The organism is Pedobacter sp., assembly GCF_045627485.1.
Classification (GTDB): Bacteria; Bacteroidota; Bacteroidia; order Sphingobacteriales; family Sphingobacteriaceae; genus Pedobacter.
In genome coordinates this window covers 1-14890 of the sequence record NZ_JAZQNU010000095.1, presented here as the reverse complement: position 1 = coordinate 14890, position 14890 = coordinate 1, and the positions used below count along the sequence as shown (strand labels likewise).

Below are 14890 nucleotides of genomic sequence, written 5' to 3'. Positions count from 1 at the left end.
AGAAGTAGGATTTCAACTAATTTTATTCAAAACTTATGAAAAAACTTTTACAAAGTTTGTTCTTGCTGTTGTTCTTAGCCACCTCGGCTTTCGCGCAGCAGCGAACAATCACAGGAACAGTTACTGGTAAAGATGATGGGTTGCCAATACCTGGTGTAAGTATTAGGGCCTTGGGCACTAATGCCGGAACAAGTGCCTCTGCGGAGGGACAATATTCCATCAGCGTCCCTGCGGGCGCAAACGCGTTAGAATTTACTGCCCTTGGTTTCGTCTCTCAGACTATTACCATCGGAAGTTCGTCAGTAATTAACGTAGTGATGGTAAGTGATGAACAATCCTTATCAGAGGTCGTAGTTACTGCATTGGGTATCCGTAGAAACAGAAATGAGTTGCCTTATGCGGCACAGGAAGTGAAAGGTGAAGACCTGACCCGTACCCGGGATGCCAACTTCATTAACAGCATGGCTGGTAAGGTGGCAGGTTTGGATATTAAACAACCTAGTACCATGGGAGGTTCTACCAACGTGGTGATAAGGGGTTTTAAATCCATGACAGGTAATAACCAGGCACTTTTTGTGGTAGATGGTATACCCGTGAGTAACGCAAATACCAATTCTCTTGATCAAACCACAGGTCGTGGTGGTTACGATTACGGTAATGCGGCTGCCGACATTAACCCCGATGACATTGAGTCTGTCAACGTGCTTAAAGGTGCTGCAGCTACGGCCTTATACGGCTCTAGGGCTGGAAACGGTGTTATTATGATTACGACAAAAAAAGGAAGGAAAAATTCTTTAGGTATAACTATTAATTCCGCAGTTACTTTTGGTAAAATTGATAAAAGTACTTTTGCTAAGTATCAAAGAGAGTACGGCGCAGGTTACGTGAACGAGTATTCACGCGATGCGGACGGTAACTTAGTTGGTTACCCTTCTCCAGACCGTAATTTCTGGTACGATAATGTTTTAGGCTTAGGCAATACCCCGATTACCCCTTTTACCGAGGATGCGTCGTACGGTGGCGCCTTTAATCCGAATACCCTCGTGTTACAATGGGATGCTTTTGATCCTTCTTCTCCTACTTATGCCAGGGCAACACCTTGGGTGGCGGGAGCAAATGATCCATCATCATTCTACAAAACGAGTGTGAATTCTATTCAAAGTATCATGATTGACGCGGGAGGGGATAACACCACTTTCAAAATAGGTTACTTAAGAGCTGATGAAAGCGGGGTGCTGCCAAACAGTAAAATTACCCGGAACAACTTCAACCTTAGCGGCGGACATGATATTACCAAAAACTTAACGGTCAGCGCTTCTGCTAATTATAGTAAAATTGACGGATTAGGGCGTTATGGAACGGGTTACGAAGGGAATAACCCCAACCAGCAGTTCAGACAATGGTGGCAGACCAATATAGACATTAAGGAGCAGGAAGCCGCTTTTAACAGAAACGGCGAAAATATTACCTGGAACTGGTCTGACGTAACTGCAACCAGGCCTATCTATTCTAACAACCCTTACTGGTCAAGGTATAATAACGTACAGAACGATACCAGAGACCACTATTTCGGTAATGCCATGGTGACCTGGGCACCATTAGCATGGTTAGATGTAATGGGAAGAGTTACTTATGATGGAACTTACGACATTCAGGAAGAGCGTTTAGCAATTGGGGGTGCGGATATCTCTGAATATGCCCGTTTCAATAGAACGGCCTCTGAGACCAACTTCGACTTGATGGTGAATTTCAATAAAAACATCACTGACCTGATTACCTTTAGGGGGCTATTAGGAAGTAACCTTCGCAGAAACCGCTTGTCGTCTATTTCAGCCAGAACTAATGGTGGTTTGGCAGTGCCAGGCTTATATTCCCTGTCTAACTCTGTAAACTTAATTAATGCGCCGGTTGAACGTTACGAGCGTATTGCGGTTGATGGTTTATTTGCCAGTGCTACCCTTGGTTATAGTGAACTTGTATTTTTAGATGCAACGATTCGCCGTGACCAGTCTACCACCTTACCAGTAGATAATAACTCTTATTGGTATCCTTCAGTGGCAGGAAGTTTTGTGTTTTCTAGTTTGGTCAAAGGTTCTGAGTGGCTGAATTATGGTAAACTACGTATTAACTATGCGGAGGTGGGTAACGATGCGTCAGCATTGAGTTTATACGATGTATATACCATTAACCCGGTTTACGATGGAAACCTGTTAACCTCTTTGCCGGTTACTAAGCTAAATCCTAATCTGAAACCAGAGCGTACTAAGGCTTTTGAAGCGGGTATCGAAGCGAATTTCTTTAAAGCAAGATTCGGCTTTGATGTGACCTATTATAATTCCAAGTCGGTTGACCAGATTATGCCGGTAAACATTTCTACCGCTACAGGCTTCGGAAACCGATGGGTAAATGCCGGAACCATAGAAAATAAAGGTGTGGAAGTATCGGCATTCGTCTTGCCGTACAGTACGCAGGACTTTAGCTGGACTTTAAATGTTAACTGGAGCAGAAACAGAAACAAGGTAACCGAATTGTACGAACAAAACACCAACCTCCAATTAGCATCTTTCCAGGGCGGTGTTACTTTGAATGCTACGCTTGGTGAGCCTTTCGGAACATTAAGGGGACGTGGTTTTGTGTATGAGAACGGCCAAAAAGTAGTTGGTGAAGACGGTTATTATGTATTCGGTCCTGCTAACTCTGTGATTGGTGATATGAATCCGGAATGGACAGGTGGTATTCAAAACAATCTTAAGTATAAAGATGTAAGCTTAAGTTTTCTGATTGACTTCAGAAAGGGCGGAAGTGTTTTCTCGCTTGATCAGTATTACGGACAAGCAACAGGTTTGTATCCGGAATCTGTTGGTCCTAATGACCTCGGAAATCCAAAAAGGCTTCCTATCAGCGAAGGTGGTGGTGTAATCCTTCCCGGTGTTCAGGCTGGTGGTGCACCAAACACAGTGAGGGTGGAAGCATATGACAACTCGGTTACACCTTATGGCTATTCGAACAATCCTCAGGAAGCTTTCGTTTACGACGCTTCTTTTGTGAAATTACGTGAAGCCGCCCTGACCTATTCTCTGCCTAAAAGCTTGATTGGAGAAAAAGTTTTCAAAGGTGTTGATGTGTCGCTGGTTGGACGTAACCTATGGGTGATCCACAAAAAAGTGCCTTATTCAGATCCTGAAGCAGGTTTAAGTTCTGGTAACCTTCAGGGATACCAAAGTGGGGCCTATCCATCAATAAGAACCATTGGTTTCAACTTGAAATTTAGATTTTAAGGAAACAAAGATTTTAGAACGGTGAAGTCAAAGTTTATGGCTTCACCAAACTTTAAATAACAAATTATAGCGATGAAACTATCATCTGCTTACCGGGTTGCAACGCAATTGAATAAAGTTTAGGATAGCTTCATTACCATTAAAATTAACTCTGTACCATGAAAAAATTAATCATATATATCCTGCCCCTGATGCTTTTAGTGTCTTGTGCCAAGGATTTAGACGACTACAATATCGACGAGAAAAACCCGAAGACGGTTCCTGCAGGGTCTCTATTTGGAAATGCCCTGAAACAGCTTGTTGACAACCAGACTACACCTAGCGTAAACGTAAACGTGTTGAGGTTCTGGATGCAGCAGTGGACCGCAACCACCTACCAGGATGAGCCTAGGTATAACATCACTACCAGAAATATTCCGTTGAGCTATTGGACTCCTTTTTACAGGGAAGTGTTGCAGGATCTAAAAGAAAGCAGAAGGCTCACTGATGAAGACGCGACATTAAGTCCTGCAGTGAAAAATAACCGTATTGCAGTAACAGAAATCGCTGCTGTGTACACCTGGTCTGTATTGGTTAACACCTGGGGCGATGTGCCCTATACGGAAGCATTGACTGACGTCAATCAGCCAAAGTATGATGATGCGGCATCGATTTACACTGATCTTTTTGCCCGTTTAGACGCAGCTATCGCATTGATTACCCCAGGTTCAAATTTTGGTGGATCCGATCTGTTGTACCACGACAATACCGCTGCATGGTTAAAATTTGCCCACAGTTTAAAGATGAAACTGGCCATAACGCTAGCCGATGTTGATGCAGCTACTGCACAAGCAGCAATTGCGGCTTCTGCCGGTCAGGGTTTTACCAGCAATGCAGATAACGCTGCCTGGGCTTACCTTAACACAACGCCAAACAATAACCCGGTTTCTGCCAACTTGAATCCAGTTTACACCAGCAGACAGGATTACATCGCTGGTGAAACCCTTGTTAACCTGATGAATACAGTTAATGATCCAAGAAGAGCCTTTTATTTTACAACAGTTAATGGTGCTTACCTGGGCGGTAGAATAGGTGTGAACAATGACTATGCTTCTTTTTCTAAACCAAGTGATAAGGTCATCCAGCCAGATTTCGAGGCTTTATTAATGGATTATGCTGAAGTAGAATTCATTCTGGCGGAGGCTGCCGCAAGATGGGGCATCGCCGGATCGCCGGAAAGCCATTATAATGCAGCTATTACTGCTTCCATCACTTATTGGGGAGGAACACAAGCAGAGGCAACAGCTTATTTGGCACAACCTCAGGTGGCTTATGGTACCGCGGCAGGGAACTATAAGCAAAAGATAGGCATTCAAAAGTATATTGCGCTTTATAATCGCGGTTATGATGCCTGGGTAGAGTGGCGTCGACTTGATTACCCGGTATTAAGACCGGCAGCTAGTGCTTTAAGCGTAATTCCTTTGCGATTAACTTATCCAACCAGTGAGCGCACGCTGAACAGAACTAATGTGGAAAGTGCAGCAACTGCTATCGGCGGTGATGTGGTAGGAACTAAGTTATTTTGGGATGTTTTTTAGTTAAAGTTAAAGTAATTAAACGAAGGGTGTCGGAAGGCACCCTTTTTTTGTTTCAGAATGTCTTAAAGGCCAAAGTATGTTATGGTGGGATGGAGATGAGGTCAAGTTGAATGTAATTAGTTGGACTTACTGTGGAGTGTTACTGTATTTAATCTTAAGTTAATGAGAACAAGAATACTGGCGTCATTAAATTTATTTAAGGTGATTTTACTAATAAAAATATCTTGGCAAACATATACTTCGAATAATACTCATAATATATTTGGAATATACATAAAAAAATTGGGATGAATTCCTTAAAATTGATATATTTAACAAATTTTTATTTATTAAATAATCAATACTCATGAAAAAACTTCTACAAAGTTTGTTCGTGCTGATGTTCTTTGCGGTTAGTGCAATGGCTCAACAACGAACAATCACTGGTACGGTTACGGGTAACGACGATGGTTTGCCATTGCCAGGCGTAAGTGTAAAAGTGAAAGGTGCTGCTGGTGGGGCAAGCACAGACCTTAACGGTAAATTTTCGGTGGTTGTTCCTGCAGAAGGAACTTCATTAGAATTTAGTTCGGTTGGTTATATTCCGCAAACTAAGGTCATCGCAGGTCAAAACATTATTAATGTGAGTCTGGCTCCAGACGCAAGAACCCTGGGCGAAGTTGTCGTAACAGCGAACGCCATTAAAAGAGAGAAAAGAACGCTGGGTTATTCGGCGCCAACGATTAAAAGCACGGAATTAACAGAAGGCGGAAGTCCAAGTGTTTTGAGCTCCCTTTCAGGAAAAGTGGCTGGTGTAAACATTACCTCTACATCAGGTGCTCCTGGTAGCTCTTCACGTGTAGTACTTCGTGGTGGTTCTTCCATTTCTGGTTCAAACCAGGCTTTAATCGTGGTTGACGGTGTTCCCATTGATAATTCAAGTGTTACCGGTGGTGCTTCTTCGCTGTCGAGTGTTGATTTTGGTAACAGAGGAAACGACTTGTCTCCAGATGATATAGCTTCGGTAACGGTATTAAAAGGCCCGGCTGCGGCTGCCCTTTACGGATCAAGAGCTTCTAATGGTGCTTTGATTATTACCACCAAAACTGGTGCTAAAGGAGCTGATAAGATGTCCATCACCTTTAACAGTAATAATACTTTCTCCTCTATTTTAAAACTTCCTGAGTTACAGAATGAATACGGACAAGGTTACTATGACCAGGTATTACCAGGCGGAAAAACTGCCACCTATGTTACAGATTTAAAAGAAAACTGGAGCTGGGGTGCACCTTTCACAGGTAATGTTCAGGAATGGGGTCAGATGATTGACGGCGTTCGCCAGACAAAGCCTTATTCTGCTGCAGGACATCAGGTAAAAGACTTTTTCTCTACAGGTTTTGCTACGGATAACAACTTGAGTTTATCTGGAGGTGGCGATAAAACCACTTATTATTTAGCCATAAATTCGTTAAATTCTAATGGAATTTATCCTGGCAATAGCGATGAATATAACAAATATGGGGTAAGGTTTAACGGAACGGCAGATCTTGGTAACAAGTTCACCACAGGTATTAGCTTTAACTTTTCCAAAATTGACGCTAACCAGATTGGTGGCGGACAAGGAAATGCATCTGTATATAACAATGTGTTGCAAACACCAAGAGACATTGATATTAAATCTGTTAAAGATTTGAATAACCCATATAACGGTTATGGATATACTAATGCCGCAGGTGTGAGTTTTCCAAATTCATACGGTTACTATGGTGCCTATACACAAAATCCTTACTGGATTTTAGATAACTATTCAAATCTAAACGACGTAAGTCGTGTAACAGGTAATTTCAATATTGGATATAAACCAACGGAGTGGTTAAGTTTTACCGAAAGAATTGGTGTGGATACGTATTCAGACAGACGTAGAACGTTGAGCCCAAAATTCAACTTTGTTGATATTGACCAAACAGCCGAATATGCTGGTGTAAACAGAAGAACAAGCAACGGAGAGTACCGTATTGATCAATATAACGTGACTGAGTTGGTTCACGATTTAATGGTTACAGCTACACATAAATTCAGCGAGGATTTTGAAGGTTCATTAATGTTGGGTAACAACTTTCGTCAGCGTCAAACGAACACGCTATCTTCAGCAACCAACGCATCGGGTGGTTTAGTGGTGCCAGGTTGGTACAACTTAGGTAACAGTAACGGACCAGTAAACGTAATTACTGATTACATGTCTAAAAGAAGGCTAATTGGTTTATATGCCGATTTAAACTTGTCGTACAAAAACTTCTTATTCTTACAGGCGACTGCAAGAAATGACTGGTCATCTACTTTACCAAAACAAAACAATTCATTCTTCTACCCAAGTGTAAGCGGATCATTCGTTTTCTCTGAGTTATTAAAAAGCGCATCAGTTTCTGACGTGCTGACTTATGGTAAAATCAGAACAAGTTGGGCGCAGGTAGGTAACGATACTGATCCTTACCAGTTGTTGGCCACTTTTAACAAATCTACTGTAAACGGTAACTTTGGTAGTACCGTGTTTCCATTTGGGAACGTTGCTGCGCTAGCTGCGGGTTCTTCTTTAGGAAACCTTGACCTTAAACCAGAGAAAACTACTTCATTTGAAGTTGGTGCTGAGTTAGGCTTTTTCCAAAATAGATTTGCCGTTGATTTCAGTTACTACAATAACAACTCTAAAAACCAGATTTTAAGCATTCCAATTCCAAACTCAACAGGTTATGGCTTTAGCATTGTTAACGCAGGTGAGGTTCAAAACAAAGGTGTGGAATTAAGTTTAAGAGGAACACCGGTTCAAACCGGGAATGTAACCTGGGAACTTTATGGTTCATTCACTAAAAACAATAACGAAGTTGTTTCCTTGTTGCCAGGTGTCGACCAGATCTCTCTAGGTGGTTTCTCAGGCATGTCTGTCGTTGCTGCAGTAGGCAGACCATATGGTGAATTCTATGCGGTAACGGAAGCAAAAGATGCTGAAGGCAGAACAATTGTTGATGCTGAAACAGGTATTCCTGTAAACAGCTCTACCGCGCAATATTTAGGTAACTATAACCCGGATTGGCAAGCTTCATTAGGTACCAATTTTAAATTCAAACAAGTATCTGTAGGTGTATTATTTGATACCAAACAAGGTGGTGAATTTTACTCCAGAACAAAAGATATCCTTGCGTTTAACGGAACATCAGCTGAAACAGGTGGTGAGAGAATCGGAACAATCTTCCCGAACTCTGTATACCTGGATGCTAATGGTAACAGCGTAGTAAATACTACGGTAGGTTACAACAAGCAAGATTACTTTCCGTCAAGAGCTGCAGGTGTAAACATTGTTGATGGTTCGTACGTCAAATTACGTTCAGCAAACATCAGTTATACTTTTACTAAAGACCAGTTAAGACGTTCACCATTCGGTTCTTTAACCTTAGGTGTATATGGTAACAACTTGTTTATGTGGACTGCGGCAGAAAATAAATATGCAGATCCTGAAGTAAACTCTGCAGGTGCAGGTAACGTTCAAGGTTTCGACTTTTCAGCGCAGCCTTCAGTACGTAACTACGGGATCAACGTAAAAGTTTCATTTTAATAACACGCTAATCAATATGAGAACATCTAATATTTTTAATTCTAAAAATTTACTGCTCCTGTTGCTAGTCGGAACGATTGGATTAACAGGCTGTAAGAAATCTTTAGACATTAACGAAAATCCTAACAACCCTGACAGTGCTTCGCCAAGTTTGCTTTTGCCAACGGTACAAGCGGCGGTAGGTCAGCTTGTGGGTAATAGTTTCCAGGTATACGGAAACTTATGGGGCCAGTACTGGACACAAAGTCCGAACAGCTCCCAATATAGAGCCATCGATCAATACAATATCACAAATTCATCATTTGATCGCCCATGGTTAACATTATACCGTTCAGCTTTAATTAACGCTGAATTGATTATTAATACCCAAGGCGCAGGTCTTGAGCATACAAAGGGTATGGCTTATCTGTTAAAAGCCTACTCTTTTCAACTGGCTACAGATGCATTCGGAGATATTCCATTGACAGAAGCCTTAAAAGGCAGCGAATTTGGTCAGCCGAAATATGATGCGCAAGCCTTAGTTTACGACAGTCTTTTTAGCTATATCGATAAAGGAACCGCTTTATTAAATACATCGATTTCATCGTCACCAGGCGAACAGGATATGATATTTAGCGGCGATGTTAACCGATGGAAAGCTTTTGCAAATACGTTAAAACTGAGAGCCTATCTAAGAATTGCTCAGGTTGATCCGTCGAAAGCAAAAGCAGGTATTGTTGCGTTATATGCAACAAACCCGACTTTTATAACCAGTGATGCAGCGATAAAATACTCAACGACAGGTGGCAATCAAAATCCTTTGTATAACGAGATGGTCGCGTTGAGCAGCACACAAAACCTGGTAGCAAGTTCTACTGCGGTTAGTGCCTTTAACAGAAATAATGACAAGAGAGTAAGTAAGTTCTATGACCTTGTAGAAGGACAGACTGTACTTAATTCGATTGGCCAGGGTACTTATGGACAAAGTGGTGTAGAAAAAATTGTATCTATCCCTTCGTCCTTGGTTGGTGGAAACGCGAGTGTTGGCGCTTCGGCAACGGCTCCGGTGAAACTGATCTCTGTTGCAGAAAGTTTCTTCCTTCAGGCAGAAGCTGTAGCAAGAGGATGGGCTGCGGGTGATGTGAATACCTTGGTGCAACAAGGGATAACCGCAAGTTTTGTGGCTACCGGCTTAACAGCTGCAGATGCTTCAGCTTATTATGCTGCAGCACCAGATGCTAAAGAAGCTTTAGACCTAGCTTTAACCGCAGAAGCAAAAATAAAGGTGATTATTACCCAAAAATACTATGCGATGTGTGGTTTCCAAGGTTTTGAAGCATGGACGGAATACAGGAGAACGGGTTATCCTGATTTCTTGGTTACCTCTGCAGCTTCGGTTATTGGTGCAGGCCGGTTACCAGAAAGAATGGTTTATCCTAACAGTGAAGCGACTTCTAACTTAAGTTTCCCAGGAAACGTTGCGGTATATACCCCAATGTGGTGGGCTAAAAAATAAGAAGCTAATTAAATCCTAGAAAAGACCGTATTGTCCTAAAAAGGCGATACGGTCTTTTTTTATGTGCTTTTCTTATGGCTATTATATTATTATATACAACACAAAATATTGGATTGTATGACAATAAAATATAGGTATACAAACAAAACAATGTTTTGTTTTAAAAATGTTCCAAAAAAATGCATTTTTTTTTGGAATGACTCGATTAACGAATATCTTAGGCCATTATTTTTACACCTAACACACAATTATGAAAAAACTTCTACAAAGTTTGTTTCTGTTTTTGTTTGTCGCAAATGTAGCGATGGCCCAAAACAGAACAATTTCGGGTACAGTAAACGATAGTACCGGGCAGCCAATACCCGGAGCTACTGTACGTTTAAAAGGCGCTCCAGGCGCTGTACAAACAAGTTCAAATGGTTCATACCAGATTTCTGCGGCGCCTTCAGCCACAGCCATTGAGGTGTCGTCCATGGGATTTGCAACTAAAACAGTAAGCATTTCTGGTAACACCATGAATGTGATTTTACTTGATGATTCTAAAGCCTTAAGTGAGGTTGTTGTTGTTGCTTATGGTACAGCAAAAAGAGAAGCCATCACAGGTTCTGCAGCCACATTAGGTTCGAAGGACATCGATAAAAGAACGGTAACCAACATTTCGAATGCATTATCGGGTATTGCCCCGGGCGTTTCAGTAGGTGGTGGTAATGGCCAGCCAGGTACCGGGTCTACGGTTCGTTTACGTGGTTTTGGATCCTTTGCTGCATCAAGCAATCCGTTATATGTGCTTGATGGTGCGCCCTTTGATGGAAATTTGGGTGATATCAATCCTAACGACATTGAGAGTGTTACCATTCTAAAAGATGCTACATCTTCAGCTTTATACGGTGCAAGAGCAGCAAATGGTGTAATTATGATTACGACCAAAAGAGGTAGGACTTCATCACCATTAATTTCTGCAACGGTTAACCAGGGTTACAGCACAAGAGGTGTTCCTGAATACGACAGGGTTGATGCTAATGAGTATTACCCGGTGGTATGGCAAGGGATTAAAAATAACCTAATGTTTTCAGCTTCCCCTAAATTGGATGCTGCTGCCGCTGCGGCCAAGGCTTCTGCAGATGTTCAGAAAAACTTAGTTTACAATCCATTCAATGTTCCTAATGGTGAAATTGTTGGGTTAGATGGTAAATTGAATCCTAATGCAACGTTATTATACAATGATTTCGATTGGTACTCTCCATTAACAAGAACAGGTAAAAGAACTGATGCCAACGTAAGTACATCTGGTAGAACAGAAAACTCTGATTATTATATTACTTTAGGTTATTTGGATGACAAAGGTTATATCCAAAAATCTGACTTTAAACGGTTTAATGGTCGTGTTAACGTAAATAGCCAGGTAAAACCATGGTTAAAAACTGGCTTAAACTTGTCGGGATCATTTTCTGACGGAAACATTGCAAGTGATAACGCCACCGGAAGTAACTCAAGTTTTGTTAACGTGTTCCAGTTCGCCAGAGGAATGGGTCCTATTTATCCAGTTTATGCGCGTGATGCAGCAGGTAACACTGTTTACAATGATGCAACTAAAGCTGATTGGTATGACTATGGAATTCACCCTGGATCATTAAACAGACCATCAGGCGCATCTCCGGGCAGGCACGTTGTTTATGAAACGCTATTAAACGATAACTTATATAGAAGAAGCTTAGTAAGTGCAAGATCATTTGTTGAAGTGAAATTTTTGAAAGATTTTACCTTCAGACCATCGATCAGCTTCGACTTACGTAATAACAACAATAGTGAGTACAGAAACCCCCTTATTGGTGATGGAAGCACTTTGGATGGTTTAGCGGTTAACTCCAACGCAACAACCAAGTCATATACCTTCAACCAGGTGTTAAGTTATAATAAAAACATCGGTGACCATACGTTCTCTGCATTAATTGCTCATGAGAACTATGATTATAACTACAGATATTTTACCGCAAACAAAACAGGCTTAATTTTACAAGGAAATACAGAGTTTGCAAATTTTGTAACACCATATGGTGCTAACGGTTACAAACGTAATGAAACCATGGAGTCGTATTTCTCTAAATTCACGTATAACTATGCAGACAAATATTTTGTAGATGCATCGCTTAGACGTGATGGTAGCTCAAGATTTTCGCCTGAATCAAGATGGGGTAATTTCTTCTCCATTGGTACATCATGGTCAGTAAATAAAGAAAACTTTATGGCTGATGTTTCATGGGTTGATGATTTAAGGGTGAGAGCTTCTTACGGTGAGGTAGGAAATAATGCACTTGACAGTTATTATGCATTCCAGTCTTTCTATGATTTAGGCTGGAACAACGGTTCTGAGCCAGGACTATTGTTGTCTACCAATGCAACACGTGATTTGAAATGGGAATCTTCTAAAAGCTCTAACATCGGGATGTCATTCTCCTTATTTGACAGAAGAATTTATGGAGATTTAGAATACTATAAAAAAGGTTCTGGTCAGTTGATTTTCAGTTTGCCACTACCTGATTCAGATCCGGTAAAAAGTATTTTCAAAAATATCGGTTCCATGTATAATTCAGGTTGGGAGCTTCAGTTAGGCGCAGACCTGGTTAGAACACAAGATTTTACTTGGGGTTTAATTACCAACTGGACTACTTTGAAAAACAGAATTACTAAATTACCAGCTGAAACGCCAGTTATTACTACAGGAACTAAAAGAAGAGAAGTTGGTAAGGATTACTACTCTTTCTGGTTAAGACAATACGCAGGAGTTGATCAAACTGATGGTTCATCATTATATATCCCAGCAGAAGGAACTGCACCAGCGAATATCAGAACGATTGATGGTGTGGATTATGTAACCAACCAGACTTACGCAAAATTTGACTATTCAGGCACAGCGATTCCAGATTTAATGGGTTCATTTACCAATACTTTCAGTTATAAGAATTTATCACTATCTGTATTGGTTAACTACCAGATTGGTGGTAAATTCTATGATAGTACTTACCAAGGTTTAATGAGTTCCAGTTCTTATGGCGGTGCTTTCCATAAAGACATTTTGAATTCATGGACCCCTGAAAACCCAAGCAATACTCCAAGAGTTGATTACGGAAACTCGACAAATATCAATGCGACTTCATCTAGATGGTTAATTGATGCTTCTTACATCAGCTTAAGAAACGTGAATTTAACTTACAACCTGCCTAAGACTTTAATTGGCAAGTTAGATGTTTCTAACGCAAGAGTATTTGTATCGGGTGAGAATTTAGGAATGATATCTAAAAGAAAAGGACTTGATCCTACAGAATCTTTTGAGGGTATCAATGCAAACACATATGTGCCAAGCAGAATCTTAAGTTTCGGAATCAATTTTTCATTATAATTTTTAAAATACAACAGACAATATGAAAAAGATCATATTATTAACAGGTGCCTTGGCGCTAATGCTAGGTTCAGGTTGTAAAAAAGACTATCTGGATACTGAGCCTACAGAATCCGTAGATAGCGGTACTATTTTTACGACAACAGAAAATGCTGATGCGGCTTTAAATGGTATCTATAGATTTATGTTCGAAAGAACAAACACAACAACTTCAAATGCTCAAGGTAAACCTGGTGTACCGGGAATCCTTTTGGGGGTTGATTTCATGGGTGAGGATTTAGGGCAGGCAGCAGCTACCTGGTTTACAGCTACAGGTGAAGGAAACTATTTGGGCGCAAGAACAGATAACTCTGCGGTAACAATATATTACTACAGAACATTCTTCACAATGATTGGTAATGCAAACTTCATTATTGACAATATTGATCAGGCATCTGGAGCAGACGCTGATAAAGCTAGAATCAAAGCGGAAGCCCTTACTTTAAGAGCTTATAGCTATTCGTACCTTGTACAGTTTTATGGCAAAAGATACGATGCAGCTGCTAAACCCAATACGCAATTGGCAGTACCAATGCCGTTAAGTTCTACGGATTCAAAAATGCCAAGAGTGAGTGTTGAAGAAATCTACGCACAAATTGTGAAAGATTTAGATGCAGCCATTGCATTGAATGCAACTAGCCGTGTTAACAAGTCACATGCAAATGTATGGGTATCCAAAGGTTTAAGAGCAAGAGTTGCATTAACCATGCAAGATTACCCGAATGCCATTAAGTATGCAAAAGAAGTAATTGATGGGAAACAGTTTCCATTAATGAATGCAGCTGCTTACCAAACAGGCTTTAACAATGCCCCTGGTTTATCAGAGGTAATGTGGGCGAGTATGCCAACATTAGATCAAGGTGATACATTTGGGTCATATTTCGCGCAGATTGCTTATAACGCCAATACTTCTTACCAGAGAGGAAATCCTAAAAGAATCAATTCCGCATTGTATGCTAAAATTCCAGCTACTGATGTGAGGAAGAAAATGTGGGAGCCTGCACCAACTGCGGCCAACTTTTCATTGCCAACTACAGCATTTGTTAGACAGCCATATATGTCGAGAAAATTTTCTGTGAAAGATGTTTCAGGGCCATCTTTGGGAGATGTATCGTTAATGAGAGCATCTGAGCTGTACCTGATTTTAGCGGAAGCTGCTGCAATGTCTGGACAGCCTACTGTAGCACAGGATGCTTTATATGAATTAACGGCAGCAAGAGATGCAAGCGCAGTAAGGTCATCAAGTACTGGAGATCTTTTATTAGAAGAGATTGACATAAACAGAAGGGTTGAACTTTGGGGCGAAGGCTTCAGGTATCTGGATCTAAAACGCAAGAATTTGCCATTAGACAGAACGGTAGTTCCAAACTATGTTTCGGCTTCTGTAGCAGAAACGATGAAAATTCCTGCAGGAGATCCAAAGTGGGAGTTTTTCATTCCAAGATCCGAAATGGAATCTAACCCTAATATTGGGCCACAGAATCCATAAAGGTTAAATTCTAAATACGACAAAAAAGG

At 40.9% G+C, this 14890-nt stretch carries 6 protein-coding genes; all 6 read left to right on the top strand.

Annotation, left to right across the window (positions count from 1 at the left end; translation table 11 throughout):
- The first annotated feature begins 35 nt into the window (after window positions 1-35).
- The 6 genes from ACR2F3_RS07270 (at window position 36) to ACR2F3_RS07245 (ending at window position 14861) form a co-directional block, all read left to right on the top strand.
- The gene (locus ACR2F3_RS07270; RefSeq protein WP_432709320.1) at window positions 36-3278 is read left to right on the top strand and encodes a SusC/RagA family TonB-linked outer membrane protein; all 3243 of its coding nucleotides are present in this window, start codon (window positions 36-38) and stop codon (window positions 3276-3278) included.
- A gap of 158 nt (window positions 3279-3436) precedes the next feature.
- A complete protein-coding gene (locus ACR2F3_RS07265; RefSeq protein ID WP_432709319.1) occupies window positions 3437-4855 on the top strand; it encodes a SusD/RagB family nutrient-binding outer membrane lipoprotein in 1419 nt (472 codons plus the stop codon).
- Window positions 4856-5201: 346 nt separating this feature from the next.
- Window positions 5202-8441 (top strand): SusC/RagA family TonB-linked outer membrane protein, encoded by a 3240-nt coding sequence (locus tag ACR2F3_RS07260; RefSeq protein WP_432709318.1) that lies wholly within the window; start codon window positions 5202-5204, stop codon window positions 8439-8441.
- Between the two features lie 16 nt (window positions 8442-8457).
- Window positions 8458-9936 (top strand): SusD/RagB family nutrient-binding outer membrane lipoprotein, encoded by a 1479-nt coding sequence (locus tag ACR2F3_RS07255; RefSeq protein ID WP_432709317.1) that lies wholly within the window; start codon window positions 8458-8460, stop codon window positions 9934-9936.
- 250 nt (window positions 9937-10186) lie between these two features.
- Window positions 10187-13333, top strand: a complete 3147-nt coding sequence (locus ACR2F3_RS07250) for a SusC/RagA family TonB-linked outer membrane protein (protein ID WP_432709316.1) — start codon at window positions 10187-10189, stop codon at window positions 13331-13333.
- A gap of 22 nt (window positions 13334-13355) precedes the next feature.
- On the top strand, window positions 13356-14861 hold the full coding sequence (locus ACR2F3_RS07245) for a RagB/SusD family nutrient uptake outer membrane protein (protein ID WP_432709315.1): 1506 nt from the start codon (window positions 13356-13358) through the stop codon (window positions 14859-14861).
- Window positions 14862-14890 lie beyond the last annotated feature (29 nt).